We start from the raw sequence: 16,283 nt of genomic DNA on the forward strand, positions 1-16,283 counted from the left end.
TGCCATCGCCGCCCGCCGGGACACCGCCTCCCGGGACGCCGGCCGCCGACGACGTGGTGCGGGTCCGGCTCGACCTCGCCTACGACGGCTCGGCCTTCTCCGGGTGGGCCGCGCAGCCCGGGCTGCGCACCGTCCAGGGCGAGCTCGAGCTCGCCCTGGCACAGGTCATGCGGGAGGCGGGACCGCGCGTGACGGTCGCGGGGCGCACGGACGCGGGCGTGCACGCGCGAGGCCAGGTCGTGCACGTCGACGTCGCGCGAGACCGGTGGCTGGCGCTGCCGGGACGCTCCGCCCGCACCCCCGGGCAGTCGCTCGTGGCGCGGCTCGGCGGTGTGCTGCCGGGCGACGTCGTCGTGCACCGGGCCGGGCTCGCGCCGCACGGGTTCGACGCGCGCTTCTCGGCGCTGCACCGCCGGTACACCTACCGGGTGGCCGACGACCCCGCGCTGTTCGACCCGCTGCGGCGGCGGTGGGTGCTGTGGCACCGGCTGCCGCTCGACGTCGAGGCGATGCACGCCGCCATGCAGCCCCTGCTCGGTCTGCGGGACTTCGCCGCCTTCTGCCGGCCCCGCCCGGGGGCGACCACGATCCGTGAGCTCACCCGGATGAGCTGGGAGCGCGTGGCCGACGGCCCGGAGGCCGGGCTGCTCGTCGCGCACGTCCGGGCCGACGCGTTCTGCCACAACATGGTGCGGTCCCTGGTCGGCGCCTCGCTGGCCGTCGGGGAGGGGCGCCGCCCGGTCGGATTCCCCGCGGAGGTCCTCGCCGAGCGGCGGCGCACCGGCGACGCGGGCCGCGCCCGGGCGCACGGCCTGGTGCTCGAGGGCGTCGCCTACCCGCCGGACGGCGAGCTGGCCCGGCGCGCGGACGCGGTGCGGGCGCGGCGGATGGACGAGGAGGTCGACGACCGGTGAGCGGGTGCCCGCCGGCCGCCGACCGGGCTCAGATCTCGTCGACGACGTGCACGGAGGCCTCCTCGGCCCCCGCCGCGCCCCCGTCGATCCCCGCGTCGTCGGCGTAGAGGTCGTTCTGGCGACCCTCGGCGGCGTCCGGGTCCTCGGCGAGGCGTCCGGCCCGCGTGGTGTCCGCGCGGGGTCCGCTGCCGTCGTCCTCCGGCTCCTCCTGGGCCAGGCGCTGGTCGAACGTCTCGCCGTGGGACTCCTCCCACGCGGTCTCGCCGTGGTGGTTGGACCGCGGACGGTCCGGCGGCGAGTAGCCCTCGTCCAGGGCATCCTGCACGCCCCGGTCGACCAGCGTGTCCTCGGCCGAGAGCTGGTCGGTGTCGCCCTCGGTCGTCTGCTCGGGTTCCGGGCTCGTGGCCGGTGTGTCGGTGCTCATGGCTCCACCGTGGCACCGCCGACCGGGCGACGCACGTCCGCTGCGCCCGGCACGAGCGGTGTGACGAAGGCCCTTTTGACCGCCCCCGCCCCGTGCCGGTATCGTTGACAGCCGTTGTGCTTCCCGCTCGGAATCCGACGTCACGCGTGTTCTCCCACTCGCCGTCTGACGCAGCCCGGTTGATCGAGCACCGACAACGAACTCGTCGGCCGCAGTCCTCTGCGCCGAAGAAGACATCGAGACACGAAACGAAGGCTACGACCGTGCGCACGTTTACCCCGAAGCCCGGCGACGTCCAGCGTGACTGGTACGTCATCGACGCGACCGACGTCGTCCTGGGCCGCCTCGCCACCCATGTCGCCACGCTGCTGCGTGGGAAGCACAAGGCCACCTTTGCCCCGCACGTCGACGGCGGCGACTTCGTCGTCGTCATCAACGCGGACAAGGTCGCCCTCACCGGCAACAAGCGCGAGCAGAAGATGGCCTACAGCCACTCCGGTTACCCGGGTGGCCTGCGGGCCGTCGCCTACGGCGACCTGCTCGAGAAGAACCCCGAGCGGGCTGTGGAGAAGGCCGTGCGCGGCATGCTCCCCAAGACCTCGCTCGGCGCCGCTCAGCTCGGCAAGCTCAAGGTCTACCGCGGGTCGGAGCACCCGCACGCGGCCCAGCAGCCGAAGCCCTTCGAGATCACCCAGGTCGCGCAGTAACGATCCTGGACCGACGCGCCGAGCGCGTTGCCGACTTCCCACAGAATTCTTTAGGACGCGAGGACACACCAGTGGCCGAGACCACCGTCGAGACCGACACGTCGGACGAGACCCCCAGCAGCTACACCTCTGAGAGCGCCGCGCCCGTGGGCGCCGGCCAGAGCATCACCGCACCGGGAGCGGCCCTGGGCCGCCGCAAGGAGGCGGTCGCTCGCGTCCGCCTCGTCCCCGGCACCGGACAGTGGAAGATCAACGGTCGGACGATCGAGGACTACTTCCCGAACAAGCTCCACCAGCAGATCGCCAACGACCCGCTGAAGCTGGTCGACGTCGAGGGCCGCTTCGACGTCATCGCCCGCATCAGCGGCGGCGGCATCGCCGGCCAGGCTGGCGCGCTGCGCCTGGGCATCGCCCGCGCGCTCAACGCCATCGACGAGGACAGCAACCGCGCCGCCCTCAAGAAGGCCGGGTTCCTCACGCGCGACCCGCGTGCGGTCGAGCGCAAGAAGGCCGGGCTCAAGAAGGCCCGCAAGGCCCCGCAGTACTCGAAGCGCTGATCCGGCGCTGAGCACCGACGGCCCCGACGGACCTCTGTCCGCCGGGGCCGTCGGTGTACCGGCACCCGGCAGCACGCGCAGCACCCGGCAGGACCGCCGCCCGGCGGCGCCACGCACACTCGGCACGGAGGACTCATGGCTCGGTTGTTCGGCACGGACGGCGTGCGCGGGCTCGCCAACAGGGACGTCACGGCGGAGCTCGCGCTCGACCTCGGGGTCGCGGCGGCGCACGTGCTCGGCACCTCGGGGGAGCTGGAGGGCCACCGGCCGCGGGCCGTCGTGGGTCGCGACCCGCGCGTCTCCGGCGAGTTCCTCAGCGCCGCGGTGGCGGCCGGCCTGGCGAGCGCGGGGGCGGACGTCATCAACGTCGGCGTGCTGCCGACCCCGGGCGTAGCCCACATGACCGCCACGTCGGACGTCGACCTCGGTGTCGTGATCTCCGCCTCGCACAACGCCATGCCGGACAACGGCATCAAGTTCTTCGCGCGCGGCGGCGTCAAGCTCGACGACGTCGTCGAGGACCAGATCGCCGCCCGGCTCGAGGAGCCGTGGGAGCGCCCGGTCGGGGCCGAGGTCGGGCGGATCATGACCGACTCGGGCCGCGCGGGGGAGAGCTACGTCGCCCACCTGGTCTCCACGATCGGCGCCGACGAGTACACGAAGCCGCTCAGCGGGCTGCGCATCGCCGTCGACTGCGCGAACGGCGCCGCGAGCGACATCGGTCCCGCCGCGCTGCGGGCCGCGGGCGCCGACGTCGTCGTCGTCAACGCCAGCCCGGACGGGCGCAACATCAACGAGAAGTGCGGCTCGACCCACCCGGAGCAGCTCCAGGCCGTCGTCGTGGCCTCCGAGGCCGACTTCGGCGTCGCCTTCGACGGCGACGCCGACCGGTGCCTCGCGGTCGACCACGCCGGCGTGCTCGTCGACGGCGACCAGATCATGGGCGTGCTGGCCGTCGCGGAGCACGAGGCGGGACGGCTGGCCCACGACACGCTCGTCGTCACGGTCATGAGCAACCTCGGCCTGATCCTCGCCATGCAGGACGCCGGCATCCGCACCGTGCAGACCGGCGTCGGCGACCGGTACGTGCTCGAGGAGATGCGCGCCAACGGCTACACCCTCGGCGGGGAGCAGTCGGGGCACATCGTGATGTCCCGCTACGCGACCACCGGCGACGGTGTGCTCACGGCGCTGCACCTGGCCGACCGCGTCAAGCAGACCGGTGCGCGGCTCGCCGACCTCGCGTCCGCCGTGCGCCGCCTGCCCCAGACGCTGGTCAACGTCCGGGGCGTCGACCGCGCGCGCGCCGCGACCGACGAGGTCCTGCTCGACGCGGTGGCGGCCGCCGAGGCGCGGCTCGGGACGACCGGACGCGTCCTGCTGCGTCCGTCGGGCACCGAGCCCGTGGTCCGGGTCATGGTCGAGGCAGGCACGCAGTCCCAGGCGGACGCGGTCGCCGAGGAGCTCACCGTCGTCGTGCGGGAGAGGCTCGCGCTGTGACGAGCCCCGGCCCCGCCGCGGGTCCGCGGCAGCCGTGGGCCGGGCCCGGGACCGGGACGGTCGACGCCGGGCTGCGCGACGCCGTCGCGCGCTTCCTGGAGGCGAACCCCGACGGGCTGCTGCCGATCGTGCACGCCGGGCACCCGGTGCTGCGCGCCGTCGCGACCCCGTACACCGGGCAGCTGGGCGACCTGCTGCCGGACCTCCTGACCGCGATGCACGCCACGATGGTCGACGCACCGGGCGTCGGCCTGGCCGCGCCGCAGGTGGGCATCGGCCTCGCGGTCGCCGTCGTCCGCGACCCCGGGCCCTCGGACCCCGACGACCCCCACGAGCGGGTGGCCGTGCCGCACCGCACGCTCGTCAACCCGTCCTACGCGCCGGCGTCGGACGCGACGCGCTCGTTCTACGAGGGGTGCCTGAGCGTGCCCGGGTGGCACGCGGTGCGCACGCGCCACCACGCCGTGCGGCTGACCGGGCAGGACGAGTCGGGCGAGTCTCTCGACGAGGTGCTGACGGGCTGGCCCGCGCGGATCGTGCAGCACGAGACCGACCACCTGCGCGGCGAGATCTACCTCGACCGCGCCGAGCCGCGCTCGCTCAGCGACGACGAGAACATGGCGCGCTTCTGGGCGCAGGAGGCGGACCCGTCGTCGGCGGCGAAGATCCTCGGCTTCTCCATCCCCTGAGCACACGCCCGGCGCCGCCCGCGTGCGAGGCTCGCGTCAGGGTCGTTCCCAGGGCGATCCCTGATGCCGTCGCCGGACGGGGCTCCGTATCCTGGGACCCCGCCGACCCGACGCCCGCCCCGCGCTTTCCGCGCCCGAGGCGCGCGCCACGACGACGAACCGAGGCCTCGTGCACAACCCGCTGACGGAGTTCCTGCAGGACGTCGAGTCCTGGGTGCTCGTGCTCTCCTCGTCGCTGTGGATCTACCCCGCCGAGCTCGCGCTCGTGACGATCGACGGGTTCTTCCCGCCGGTGCCGAGCGAGTCCGTGGTCATCACCCTCGCCGTCGCCGCCGGGTCGGGCGGCCCTGAGCTGTGGGCGGTGCTGCTCATCGCCGTCGTCGGCGCCTGGCTCGGTGACCAGGTCGCGTACGCCATCGGCCGCGCGATCGGCACCGAGCGCCTGCCGATGATGCGCACCGAGCGCGGGCGCCGGGTCATCAACTGGGCCCGGCACGCCCTCGCGCACCGCGGGGCGTCGTTCATCCTCGCGGCCCGCTACGTGCCGATCGGGCGCGTGGCGGTCAACATGTCCGCCGGCGCCGTCGGGTTCCCGCGCAAGCGCTTCATGGCCTTCTCGGGGATCGCGGCGGTCGTCTGGGGCGTCTACTCCCTCGGCATCGGGATCCTCGCGTCGCAGTGGCTCGGGCACAATACGCTGCTCGCCATGGCGGTCGGCGTGGCCGTGGGCATCGTCAGCGGGCTCGTGCTCGACCGGGTCGTCACGTGGTGGACCACCCGGCACGGGCACGCGCCGGTCACGCCGATCCCCGAGCTGCCCGCGGTGCGCCTCCCGGTCGAGGCCGGCGAGCCCGAGCGGCAGCCGGAGACGACCTCCCGCGAGCGCTGACGCGCCGGCCGGGCGGACCGGCGGGCACGGGTCGCCTCAGAGCTTGCGCAGCCGGACCCGCTGCACGGCGTGGTCGAGGCCCTTGGTGAGCACGAGCGTCGCGCGCCCCCGGGTGGAGAGCACGTTCTGCTCGAGGTTCGGCGCGTTGATCGTGTCCCAGATGTGCTTCGCGGTCGCGGTCGCCTCCTCGTCGCTGAGGTCGGCGTACCGGCGGAAGTAGGACTCGGGCTGGGTGAACGCCGTCCGGCGGAGCTTGAGGAACCGGTCGACGTACCACTGGCGGATGTTGCGGGTGCGCGCGTCGACGTAGATCGAGAAGTCGAAGAAGTCGCTCACGGCGACCGTCGACCCGTCGCCCGGTCCCGGGCGCGACGGCTGGAGCACGTTGAGACCCTCGACGATCAGCACGTCGGGCCGGTGCACCACGGCCTCGGCTCCGGGCACGATGTCGTACGTCAGGTGGTCGTACACCGGTGCCCGCACCTCTGCCTGGCCCGACTTGACGCGGGTGAGGAACCGCACCAGCGCGCGGCGGTCGTAGGACTCGGGGAAGCCCTTGCGCTGGAGCAGGCCGCGCCGCTCGAGCTCCGCGTTGGGGTAGAGGAAACCGTCGGTGGTCACCAGCTCCACGCGCGGGGTCTCCGGCCAGCGCGCCAGCATCTCCTGCAGCACGCGGGCCGTCGTGGACTTGCCCACGGCGACGGATCCGGCGACGCCGATGACGTACGGCGTGCGCACGGGGTGCTCGCCGAGGAACGTCGACGTGACGTCGTGCAGGCCCGACGTGGCCTGGACGTAGAGGTTGAGCAGGCGCGAGAGCGGGCGGTAGACCGCGTCCACCTCGTCGAGGTCGATCGGGTCGCCGAGGCCGCGCAGCCGCTCGACGTCGACGTGCGTCAGCGGGAGGGGGGTCGACTCCGACAGCCGGCTCCACGCGGCGCGGTCCAGGTCGACGTAGGTGCTGACCGGTTCGGCCGCGAAGGTCGGGCGGTCCGGACGGGGCCGGGGGACGGGGCGCGACCCCGCGCCGGGCAGGTCCGTCGGGTCCGGGGTCATGGGCACGCCGCCGATTGTGCCCGATGGCGGGCGGCCCGGACACCTCGTCGGCCGGCCGGTCGACCGGCCGCGGCTCCGCGGGGCCGGGATAGACTCCCCGACCATGTGCGGAATCGTGGGTTACGTGGGTCCTTCCGAGGTGTCCGGGCGACCCCTCGACGTCGTCCTCGAAGGGCTGCGGCGCCTCGAGTACCGGGGGTACGACTCGGCGGGCGTCGCGCTCGTCGGGCCGGGGTCGCCGCAGGTCGCGTCGGCGAAGAAGGCCGGAAAGCTCGCCAACCTGCTCGCCGAGCTCGAGGCGAACCCGCTGCCGGACGCGAGCGCCGCCGTCGGGCACACCCGCTGGGCCACGCACGGCGGCCCGACCGACCGCAACGCCCACCCGCACCTGGCCGACGGCGGGCGGCTCGCCGTCATCCACAACGGGATCGTCGAGAACTTCGCGGCGCTGAAGGCGGAGCTGCTGGCGGAGGGCGTGACCTTCCTCTCCGACACCGACACGGAGGTCGCCGCGCAGCTGATCTCGCGCGCGTACGCCTCCTCGAAGGACCTCACCGTCGCGATGACGGAGGTCGCCCGGATGCTGGAGGGCACCTTCACGCTGCTCGCCGTGCACGCCGAGCACCCGGGGACGGTCGTGGGCGCGCGGCACGACTCGCCGCTCGTCGTGGGGCTCGGGGACGGCGAGAACTTCCTCGGCTCGGACGTCGCGGCGTTCGTCGCGCACACCCGCGAGGCGCTCGAGCTCGGCCAGGACCAGGTCGTGACCATCACGCCCTCGGCGGTCGAGGTCATCGGCTTCGACGGCGCGCCGGCGCAGGGCAAGCGCTACAGCGTGGACTGGGACGCCGCCGCCGCCGAGAAGGGCGGCTTTGGCTCGTTCATGGACAAGGAGATCCACGACCAGCCGCAGGCCGTCGGCGACACCCTCCTCGGGCGGACGGACCTCGACGGCCGGCTGGTGCTGGACGACCTGAAGATCGACGAGGCGGTGCTGCGCTCGGTCGACAAGATCATCGTGGTCGCTTGCGGGACGGCGGCCTACGCGGGGCACGTCGCGAAGTACGCGATCGAGCACTGGTGCCGGATCCCGGTGGAGGTCGAGCTCGCGCACGAGTTCCGCTACCGGGACCCCGTGGTGACCGAGAAGACGCTCGTCGTGGCGATCACCCAGTCGGGCGAGACGATGGACACGCTCATGGCGGTCCGCCACGCGCGTGAGCAGGGCGCCAAGGTCGTCTCGATCGTCAACACCAACGGCTCGACGATCCCGCGCGAGTCCGACGCGGTGCTCTACACGCACGCGGGCCCGGAGATCGCGGTCGCCTCGACGAAGGCCTTCCTCTCGCAGATCACCGCCGCCTACCTGCTGGGTCTCTACCTGGCGCAGCTGCGCGGCAACAAGTTCCCCGACGAGATCGCCGTCCTCATGGACGAGCTGCGCGACATGCCGAGCAAGATCCAGGCCGTCATCGACCGCGGCGACCACGTCAGCGCCACCGCGCTGTCGATGCGCGACGCCACCTCGGTCCTCTTCCTGGGCCGGCACGTGGGGTTCCCGGTGGCGCTCGAGGGCGCGCTGAAGCTCAAGGAGCTCGCGTACATCCACGCCGAGGGCTTCGCCGCGGGCGAGCTCAAGCACGGGCCGATCGCGCTCATCGAGGAGGGCCAGCCGGTCTTCGTCGTCGTGCCGTCGCCGCGCGGCCGGGACTCGCTGCACTCCAAGGTCGTCTCCAACATCCAGGAGATCCGGGCGCGCGGGGCACGCACCCTCGTCATCGCCGAGGACGGCGACGAGGCGGTGCTGCCGTACGCGGACGAGATCTTCTGGATCCCGCAGGCCCCCACCCTCATGCAGCCGCTGCTCGCGACGGTCCCGCTGCAGATCTTCGCGATGGCGCTCGCCACGGCCAAGGGCCTCGACGTGGACCAGCCGCGCAACCTCGCCAAGTCGGTCACCGTCGAGTAGCCCCTGGCCCTCCCGGCCGACCACGGGGTTGCCGCCGCAACGGCGCGGCCGATCCGGCGGTGGGGCCGTGGTCGCGGGACGGAAAGGGCATGATCAGCACATGGAGCTCTCCGCCGCGGTCGACGAGGTCGAGGTCGTCTCGCGTGTCTACGCCCGGCGCTACGGCGTCGAGCGGACCGACGACTGGCTGCTGCTCAAGCTGCACGAGGAGGTGGGCGAGCTCACGCAGGCCTACCTGAGCCTCACCGGGCGCTCCCGGGTGCGGGAGACGGACGGCGACGCGTCAGGCATGGAGGAGTCGTTCCGCGCCGAGGTCGCCGACGTCCTCGCACAGCTCATGCTCCTCGCGCGGCGCTTCGACGTCGACCTCGACGAGGCGCTGGAGCGCAAGTGGTTCCGGTGGCGCCACCTCGTGGAGCCGCAGGACCGGGAGGGGATCCGATGATCGTGGGCGTCGGGATCGACGTGGTCGACGTCGACCGGTTCATGGCGACGCTCGAGCGCACGCCCCGCCTGCGGGAGAAGCTGTTCACGCCCGCCGAGCGCGACCTGCCGGCGGCGTCGCTCGCGGCGAGGTTCGCCGCCAAGGAGGCGATCGCGAAGGCGCTCGGCGCCCCCGGGGGGATGCGCTGGCAGGACGCGACCGTGCACCGCGTCCCGGGTGGCCCGCCCGAGGTCGAGATCCGCGGCACCGTGGCGGCGCGCGCCCAGGAGCTCGGCGTGGGCAGCTTCCACCTGAGCATCTCGCACGACGCGGGCATCGCGTCGGCGATGGTGGTCGCGGAGGCCTGACGCCTCGGCCCCGCCTCCGCGCCTTCGTCGACCACGGGGTTGTCGCCGGACCCGGACCGGTGATCGGGCGCCAAGACCGTGGTCGGGGGACGGCAACCCCGTGGTCGACGACCGAGGACAGGTGGGTCAACGGCCAAGGACGGTACGCACCGTCGACCCGATCCTTCCCAGGTCGCGCGCGGTGAAGCGCAGGACGTCGACATGGGGCGTCCTTGCGTCGTCGTCGCACGAGGCCATCCGACCTGATCGGTCGCCCGTGCGGGTCTCGAGATAGACGGCCCGGCGGCGGCCACCGCCTGTGGACAACGTCGAGCAAGGGATCCCCGCCCCACGACGACGGGGTTGGTGCCCGATCAGCGCAGCTGATCCGGCACCAACCCCGTGCTCGGCGTCAAAGAGAGGGGGCAGCAGTCAGGACTGCAGCTCCGGGACCACCTCGCGCGTGAAGAGGTCCATCGCCGAGCGGTCGTACGCGGCGTCGAGGAAGTACGTGATCGCGTACGTCATACCCAGGCCCCGCAGCTCGGTGAGCCGCTCGACGATCTGCTCGGGCGTCCCGACCAGCGGGCCGTTGCGCCACGACTCGATCTCACCGTCCGCGCTGCCCGGCACCACGCGGCGGTAGTGGTCCTCGACCCAGGCGAGGCGGTCCGCCACCTCGGCCTCGTCCTCGCCGATCACGACGTTGTAGTTCGCCGACCGGGTGATGGCGTCGAAGTCCGTCCCGACGTCGGCGCAGTGCTCGCGCAGCACCGCCGACTTGTGCGCGAACTCCTCGGGGTCGCCCACGAAGTTCGTGTACTGCGCGTACTGCGCCGCGGTGCGCAGGGTCCGCTTCTCGCCGCCGCCCGCGATCCACAGGGGGATGGAGGGGCCGACGTCGTCCCCCGCGCCGTGCTGCAGCGGCTGCGGGTGGCACAGGGCACCGTCCACCGTGTAGTACTCGCCGGAGAACGTCGCCGAGCCCTCGCGCCATGCCTGCGCCATGATCTGCACGCCCTCGTCGAGGGCCTTGAGCCGGTCGCCGGCCCCGGGGAAACCGTAGCCGTAGGCGCGCCACTCGTGCTCGTACCAGCCGGCGCCGATGCCCATCTCGGTGCGGCCGCCCGAGACGGCGTCGACGGTCGCCGCGACCTTCGCGAGGTAGGCCGGGTTCCGGTAGGCCATGCAGGTGCACATCTGCCCGAGCCGGACCCGCTCGGTGCTCGCCGCGAACGCCGCCATGAGGGTCCACGCCTCGTGGGTCGCCTCCGTGGTCGGCTCGGGGACCGGGTGGAAGTGGTCGTACACCCAGACCGACGCGAACGCGGGACGGTCCCCGGGCAGGCCGTTGCCGGCGAGCGCGGTGTCCGCGTGCCGCGCGAGCGAGCGCATCGTCTCCCACTGGTCGGAGGGGTCGATGCCGACGAGGTCGTGCCGCCAGCCCTGCGGGATGAAGAGTCCGAATTCCATGGCCCCAACCTAACGTGCGCGTCCCCGGCCGACCCGGCGGGACGGCGCGGTTGCGCGCGCCGGCGGCGGTGCGGGCAGGATGGGCGCATGATCGAAGCCTGGTCCGCCGAGGACGTCCGAGCCGCCGAGGTCCCGCTGCTGGAGAGCGGCGTGCCGCTGATGCAGATGGCCGCGTTCATGCTCGCCACGACGTCGACCCCGGCGCTGCTGCCCACGGGCAGCGGCGAGGAGCTCGACGCGCTGCCCGGGGTCCGGGTGGCGCTGCTGGTGGGCAGCGGCGCCAACGGCGGCGACGCGCTGCACGCGGGGGCCGTGCTCGCCTCGCGGGAGGCCGACGTCGTCGCCGCGTGCATCAGCGAGCGTGTCCACCCGGAGGGCCTCGAGGCCCTGCGCGAGGCGGGCGGGCGCGTCGTCGACCTGTCCGCCGGCCCGACGAGCCCGGACTGGTCGAGCACGATCGCCGACGTCCTGGCCTGCGACCTCGTGTTCGACGGGCTGGTCGGCATCGGGGCGACGGGGCCGCTGCGCGGCGTGGCGCTGGAGCTCGTGCGCTCGCTGACCGGCGCCGACGAGCTCGCCCGCACCCTCGAGGTGGCCCGCACCAGCACCAGCACCGGCCCGGGACGCGCCCGCAAGGGGACGGCCATCGCGACGCTCGGGGGCGGCCCGCGGACCGGGCGCACGGAGCGCCCGCGCCCGGTCGTCGTCGCGGTGGACGCCCCGAGCGGCATCGGGGTGGACGACGGCACGGTGGGCGGGCCCGTCCTCCCGGCCGACGTCACGCTGACCTTCGGTGCGACCAAGCCGGGGCTCCTGCTCCCGCCGGCCGCCCACCTCGCCGGCGACGTGCACTTCGTGGACCTCGGCCTGAGCCAGCCCATCGCCGAGCAGGGCGCCGAACCGGTCCTGCGGCGACTCGAGCTCGGTGACGTCGCGGACCTGTGGCCGGTCCCCGGGCCGACGGACGACAAGTACTCTCGCGGCGTGCTCGGCGTCGTCGCCGGCACGCCCACCTACCCGGGCGCGGCCGTCCTCGTGACAACCGCGGCCGTGCGCACCGGTGCGGGGATGGTCCGCTACGTCGGGCCCGACGCCGTGGCGGCGTCCGTCCTCGCGGCGCGCCCCGAGGTCGTGCCCGCCGAGGGCCGGGTGCAGGCGTGGACGGTCGGCCCGGGGCTGCCGGGCGAGGGCGCGGGCGACGACGCGGGCCAGCTCGCCCGTGCCCGCGAGGCGCTCGACGCCGCTGCGGGGGATCCCGACCAGGACCGCGCACCCGTGCCCGTCGTCGTCGACGCCGGGGCGCTGGACCTCGTGGCGACGCGCGTGCAGGACGGCGGGCGCCTGTCGGCGCACGTGGTCCTGACCCCGCACGCGGGAGAGCTGTCGCGCCTGCTGCGCGCGCTCGGTGAGCGCGCGGGCCGCGACGAGGTCGAGGCGGAGCCGCTGCGGCACGCCCGGCGCGCGCACGAGCTGACCGGCGCGACGGTGCTGCTCAAGGGCGGCGTGACCGTCGTCGTCGGCCCGGGGGTCGTGTACTCGCAGGCCGACGCGTCCGGCTGGGTCGCGACCGCGGGCTCCGGCGACGTGCTCTCGGGGATCCTCGGCACGCTGCTGGCCGCGTACCCCCAGGAGTGCGTCGACGAGCCGGACCTCGCGGCGCGGCTCGCGGCGGCGGCCTCCCTGGTGCACGGCGTCGCGGGCGGCGCGGCGAACCCGGGCGGCCCCGTCTCGGCGCTGGACGTGGCGCGCGCCGTGCCCGCCGTGGTGGCGGAGCTGCTGCGCGACGACGAGGACGAGTGAGCGCCGTCCTCCGCCTGCCCGACGGCGCGGCGGCGCCGGCTCTCGCGGGCCGCGCGGCCGCGCTGCTGGCGGCGGGACGCGGGCGCCGCGTGCTCGTCGGGGTCGTCGGCGCACCCGGGGCGGGCAAGTCGACCCTCGCCTCCGCGGTGGCGGACGAGCTGGTCGAGGGGGCACCGGCGCGCCCGGCGCGACGCGCCGTCGTCGTGCCGATGGACGGGTTCCACCTCGCCGACGCCGAGCTGGTGCGCCTCGGGCGCCGCGACCGCAAGGGTGCCCCCGACACGTTCGACGCCGAGGGGTTCGTCGCGCTGCTGCGCCGCCTGCGCGAGGACGCGCCCGGGCCGGTGTACGCGCCGGAGTTCCGCCGCGAGGTCGAGGACCCGGTCGCGGGAGCGGTCCGCGTGGACCGCGAGGTGCGGGTCGTGGTCGTCGAGGGCAACTACCTCCTGCTCGGGGAGCGCTGGGCGCCGGTCCGCGACCTGCTCGACGAGACCTGGTTCGTCGACCTGCCCGACGACGTCCGCCGGGCCCGGCTGGTCGCGCGCCACACGGCGCACGGCAAGGCGCCGGGCGACGCGAAGGCGTGGGTCCTCGGCCCCGACGAGACGAACGCGCGGCTGGTCGCGGCGACGCGGGAGCGGGCAGACGTCGTCGTCCGCCTCGGCGCCGCCGGCGCGGCGCCGGCAGCGCAGGCTCCGCCGGTACGGTGAGGCGTGGCCGCCCGACGTACGACCCGTCACCGGGCGCTGGTCCCGCCGCTGCGCGACGGGCTCGACCCGACCCGTGTCGTGCTGCCCGCCGCCGGCGCGCCCGGCGACCCGGACGACGCGTCCGGCGGTGCGCCGGGGCCCGCGACCGTCGTCGGGCACCTGCTGGCCCGGTTCCCGCGGGACGCCGAGCGCCTGACGGAGAAGGTGGCGGCGGGCGAGGTCCTGGACCAGCTGCTGGCGCCCGTCACGGAACGCACCCCCTACCGGGCGGGCGCCGTGGTCTGGCTGTACCGCGACCCCCCGGCGGGGGAGCCGCACGTGCCCTTCGACGTGGAGGTCCTGCACCGCGACGAGAACCTGCTCGTGGTCGACAAGCCGCACTTCCTGGCGACCATGCCGCGCGGGTCGTGGGTGACGCAGTCCGTGCTCGTGCGGCTGCGCCGCGAGCTCGACCTGCCCGGCCTCGCGCCCGCGCACCGGCTCGACCGCGCCACGGCCGGGGTGCTGGTGCTGACGGTGCGCCGCGAGGCGCGCGGGGCGTACCAGACCCTGTTCGCGAACCGGGAGGTCCGCAAGGAGTACGCGGCCGTGGCGCCGTTCGACCCCGCGCTCGAGCTCCCGGCGACCGTGCGCAGCCGCATCCTCAAGGTGCGGGGCACCCCCCGGGCGTACGAGGTCCCGGGGGAGCCCAACGCCGAGAGCCGGGTCGAGCTCGAGGCGGTCGACGAGACACGCGGCCTCGCGGGCTACCGCCTGACCCCGCGCACCGGCAGGACCCACCAGCTGCGGCTGCACATGCACGGGCTCGGCGTGCCGATCCTCGGCGACGACTTCTTCCCCGAGCTGCGCGAGCGCGCGCCCGACGACTTCTCGGAACCGCTGCAGCTGCTGGCACGGTCCCTCGAGCTCACCGACCCGTTCACCGGCGAACGCCGGCGGTTCGTGTCGCGGCGCACGCTGGAACGCTGGCCCGGGCCCGGCCGGTGAGAGAATCGGGCGCGTGAGCACCGCGCCCGACGACCTCCCGGCCCGCGCCGACCATCCCGGCGACGACGCGCCGCCCGCGCGCGCCGTCGTCGACCTCGACGCGATCGCCGGCAACGTCCGGGCCCTCGCGTCCGCGGCACCCACCGCGCACGTGATGGCGGTCGTCAAGGCCGACGCCTACGGCCACGGCCTCGTGCCCTCGGCGCGCGCCGCGCTCGCCGGCGGCGCCACCTGGCTCGGCGTCGCCCAGGTCCCGGAGGCCGTCGCGCTGCGCACCGCGGGCGTCGCGCCCTGCGAGGCGCGCGTCCTGACCTGGCTGTACGCGCCCGGCGCGCCGCTCGCGGCGGCGCTCGCGGCGGACGTGGACGTCTCGGTGCACGCGGGCTGGGCCCTGGCGGAGGTGGTCGCGGCGGCGCGCGCCACCGGCCGGACGGCGCGCGTGCACCTCAAGGTCGACACGGGCCTGGGGCGCAACGGCCTGATGCCCGCGGACCTGGCGCGGCTGCTGCCCGACGCCGTCGCGGCGGAGCGGGAAGGCGTCGTCCGGGTCGTGGGGGTCTGGTCGCACCTCGCGTTCGCCGACGAGCCGGCCCACCCCACGGTGCTGGGCCAGGCCGAGGTGTTCGACGACGCCGTCCGGCTCGTGGAGCAGGCCTGCGCCGGTCTCGAGGTGCGCCACCTCGCGAACTCCGCGGCGACGCTCACCGCGCCGCGCATGCACTACGACCTCGTGCGGCCGGGCATCGCGGTGTACGGGCTCTCGCCCGTCCCGGAGCTCGGCGGGCCCGGCGACTACGGGCTGACGCCCGCGATGACGCTCGAGGCCCGCCTGGCCAACGTCAAGCGCGTCGACGCGGGGCAGGGTGTCTCGTACGCCCACCGGTACACGACCACGCAGGCGACGACCCTCGGCGTCGTGCCCCTCGGGTACGCCGACGGCGTCCCGCGCCACGCGTCCGGCGACCTCCCGGCGCACCCGGGAGGGCCGGTGCTGGTCGGGGGCGGTCCGGACGAGCTCGGGTCCGACGGCGCGGCCCGGGTCGTGCGGGTCGCCGGGCGGGTGTGCATGGACCAGCTCGTCCTGGACCTCGGGCCCTACGCCACCGAGCGCGCCGGCGACGTCGTGACGCTGTTCGGGCCCGGCGCGGGCCTCGCACGCGGGGGGGCGCCCACCGCGCAGGACTGGGCGGACGCCGCCGGGACCATCAGCTATGAGATCGTCACCCGGGTCGGGGCCCGGGTGCCCCGGGTGCACGTCCGTGGCGGCGTGACGGAGACCGAGACCGAGACCGAGAAGGAGTGGCTGTCGTGAACGAGCCGAGGACGACGTCGGTGGACCTGCCCGACGCCGACGCGACGCGGGAGCTCGGGCGCCGCCTCGCGGGCGAGCTGCGCGCGGGCGACCTGGTGGTCCTCACGGGCGACCTGGGCGCGGGCAAGACGACCCTCACGCAGGGCATCGGCGCGGGCCTGGGCATCCGCGGGCAGGTCGCCTCGCCGACGTTCATCGTGGCCCGCGAGCACCCGCCGCTCGCGGGCGGGCCCGCCCTGGTGCACGTGGACGCGTACCGGCTGGGCGGCCTCGACGAGCTGGACGCCCTCGACCTGGACTCGTCGCTCGACGAGGCCGTGACGGTGGTCGAGTGGGGCGGCGGCCTCGCCGAGGCGCTGGCCGAGGACCGGCTGGAGGTGGCGGTCGAGCGTCCTCGCGGCGGAGTCGCCGAGGGCGAGCAGGACCTCGAGGCGGGGGTGCGCCACGTGCGCCTGCGCGCGCTCGGGCGGCGCTGGGCGGACGTCGACCTGGAGCGTCTGGTGCGCTGAGCCCCGCGCCGTATCC

At 74.9% G+C, this 16,283-nt stretch carries 17 protein-coding genes; 14 read left to right on the forward strand and 3 right to left on the reverse strand.

Translation table 11 applies throughout. The features are described from left to right. The first annotated feature begins 53 nt into the window (after positions 1-53). Positions 54-914 (forward strand): tRNA pseudouridine(38-40) synthase TruA, encoded by an 861-nt coding sequence (gene truA / locus EDF32_RS08125; protein WP_123308074.1) that lies wholly within the window; start codon positions 54-56, stop codon positions 912-914. Positions 915-942: 28 nt separating this feature from the next. Here truA and EDF32_RS08130 read toward each other — a convergent pair whose 3' ends face one another. Continuing rightward, positions 943-1,338: a DUF5709 domain-containing protein gene (locus EDF32_RS08130; RefSeq protein ID WP_123308006.1), complete on the reverse strand. Its 396-nt coding sequence runs from the start codon at positions 1,336-1,338 to the stop codon at positions 943-945. A gap of 263 nt (positions 1,339-1,601) precedes the next feature. On the opposite strand from EDF32_RS08130, the gene rplM reads away from it, so the two are divergent. From rplM to EDF32_RS08155, 5 genes are all read left to right on the forward strand, one after another. Further along, the gene (gene rplM / locus EDF32_RS08135) at positions 1,602-2,045 is read left to right on the forward strand and encodes a 50S ribosomal protein L13 (protein ID WP_123308007.1); all 444 of its coding nucleotides are present in this window, start codon (positions 1,602-1,604) and stop codon (positions 2,043-2,045) included. Positions 2,046-2,116: 71 nt separating this feature from the next. Next, positions 2,117-2,602, forward strand: coding sequence for a 30S ribosomal protein S9 (gene rpsI / locus EDF32_RS08140; RefSeq protein ID WP_123308008.1), 486 nt, complete (start codon positions 2,117-2,119; stop codon positions 2,600-2,602). Between the two features lie 135 nt (positions 2,603-2,737). Next, positions 2,738-4,102 carry a phosphoglucosamine mutase gene (glmM, locus tag EDF32_RS08145; protein WP_123308009.1) on the forward strand — a complete coding sequence of 455 codons (1,365 nt, stop codon included), beginning with the start codon at positions 2,738-2,740 and terminating at the stop codon, positions 4,100-4,102. Further along, complete coding sequence (locus EDF32_RS08150) at positions 4,099-4,791, forward strand: peptide deformylase (protein WP_123308010.1); 693 nt, start codon at positions 4,099-4,101, stop codon at positions 4,789-4,791. Before glmM ends, EDF32_RS08150 begins: the two co-directional genes overlap by 4 nt. A 169-nt stretch (positions 4,792-4,960) precedes the next feature. Beyond that, positions 4,961-5,680 carry a DedA family protein gene (locus EDF32_RS08155; RefSeq protein ID WP_123308011.1) on the forward strand — a complete coding sequence of 240 codons (720 nt, stop codon included), beginning with the start codon at positions 4,961-4,963 and terminating at the stop codon, positions 5,678-5,680. A gap of 36 nt (positions 5,681-5,716) precedes the next feature. On the opposite strand, the gene coaA is transcribed toward EDF32_RS08155, so the two are convergent. After that, complete coding sequence (gene coaA / locus EDF32_RS08160; RefSeq protein WP_123308012.1) at positions 5,717-6,736, reverse strand: type I pantothenate kinase; 1,020 nt, start codon at positions 6,734-6,736, stop codon at positions 5,717-5,719. A 103-nt stretch (positions 6,737-6,839) separates the two neighbouring features. Between coaA and glmS the strand changes: the two genes are divergently transcribed. The 3 genes from glmS (at position 6,840) to EDF32_RS08175 (ending at position 9,497) form a co-directional block, all read left to right on the forward strand. After that, complete coding sequence (gene glmS, locus EDF32_RS08165; RefSeq protein ID WP_123308075.1) at positions 6,840-8,705, forward strand: glutamine--fructose-6-phosphate transaminase (isomerizing); 1,866 nt, start codon at positions 6,840-6,842, stop codon at positions 8,703-8,705. Between the two features lie 100 nt (positions 8,706-8,805). Continuing rightward, positions 8,806-9,150 (forward strand): MazG nucleotide pyrophosphohydrolase domain-containing protein, encoded by a 345-nt coding sequence (locus tag EDF32_RS08170; RefSeq protein ID WP_123308013.1) that lies wholly within the window; start codon positions 8,806-8,808, stop codon positions 9,148-9,150. Continuing rightward, complete coding sequence (locus EDF32_RS08175; RefSeq protein WP_123308014.1) at positions 9,147-9,497, forward strand: holo-ACP synthase; 351 nt, start codon at positions 9,147-9,149, stop codon at positions 9,495-9,497. The genes EDF32_RS08170 and EDF32_RS08175 overlap by 4 nt, the downstream gene beginning before the upstream one ends. Positions 9,498-9,908: 411 nt before the next feature. Here EDF32_RS08175 and EDF32_RS08180 read toward each other — a convergent pair whose 3' ends face one another. Next, the gene (locus EDF32_RS08180) at positions 9,909-10,949 is read right to left on the reverse strand and encodes an LLM class F420-dependent oxidoreductase (protein ID WP_123308015.1); all 1,041 of its coding nucleotides are present in this window, start codon (positions 10,947-10,949) and stop codon (positions 9,909-9,911) included. 87 nt (positions 10,950-11,036) lie between these two features. On the opposite strand from EDF32_RS08180, the gene EDF32_RS08185 reads away from it, so the two are divergent. Genes EDF32_RS08185 through tsaE form a run of 5 tightly spaced genes read left to right on the forward strand, consistent with a single transcriptional unit; the run spans position 11,037 to position 16,267 of the window. Continuing rightward, positions 11,037-12,749, forward strand: a complete 1,713-nt coding sequence (locus EDF32_RS08185) for a bifunctional ADP-dependent NAD(P)H-hydrate dehydratase/NAD(P)H-hydrate epimerase (protein WP_123308016.1) — start codon at positions 11,037-11,039, stop codon at positions 12,747-12,749. After that, positions 12,746-13,459: a nucleoside/nucleotide kinase family protein gene (locus EDF32_RS08190; protein ID WP_233565795.1), complete on the forward strand. Its 714-nt coding sequence runs from the start codon at positions 12,746-12,748 to the stop codon at positions 13,457-13,459. Before EDF32_RS08185 ends, EDF32_RS08190 begins: the two co-directional genes overlap by 4 nt. Positions 13,460-13,462: 3 nt before the next feature. Beyond that, entirely contained in the window at positions 13,463-14,446 is a 984-nt protein-coding gene (locus EDF32_RS08195) for a pseudouridine synthase (protein ID WP_199734856.1), read from the forward strand. 13 nt (positions 14,447-14,459) lie between these two features. Continuing rightward, positions 14,460-15,758, forward strand: coding sequence for an alanine racemase (gene alr, locus EDF32_RS08200; protein ID WP_123308017.1), 1,299 nt, complete (start codon positions 14,460-14,462; stop codon positions 15,756-15,758). Then, entirely contained in the window at positions 15,755-16,267 is a 513-nt protein-coding gene (tsaE, locus tag EDF32_RS08205) for a tRNA (adenosine(37)-N6)-threonylcarbamoyltransferase complex ATPase subunit type 1 TsaE (RefSeq protein ID WP_123308018.1), read from the forward strand. Before alr ends, tsaE begins: the two co-directional genes overlap by 4 nt. The last annotated feature ends 16 nt before the right edge of the window (positions 16,268-16,283 follow it).

The sequence above is a fragment of the Cellulomonas sp. PhB143 genome (assembly GCF_003752595.1).
Taxonomy (GTDB): domain Bacteria; phylum Actinomycetota; class Actinomycetes; order Actinomycetales; family Cellulomonadaceae; genus Paraoerskovia.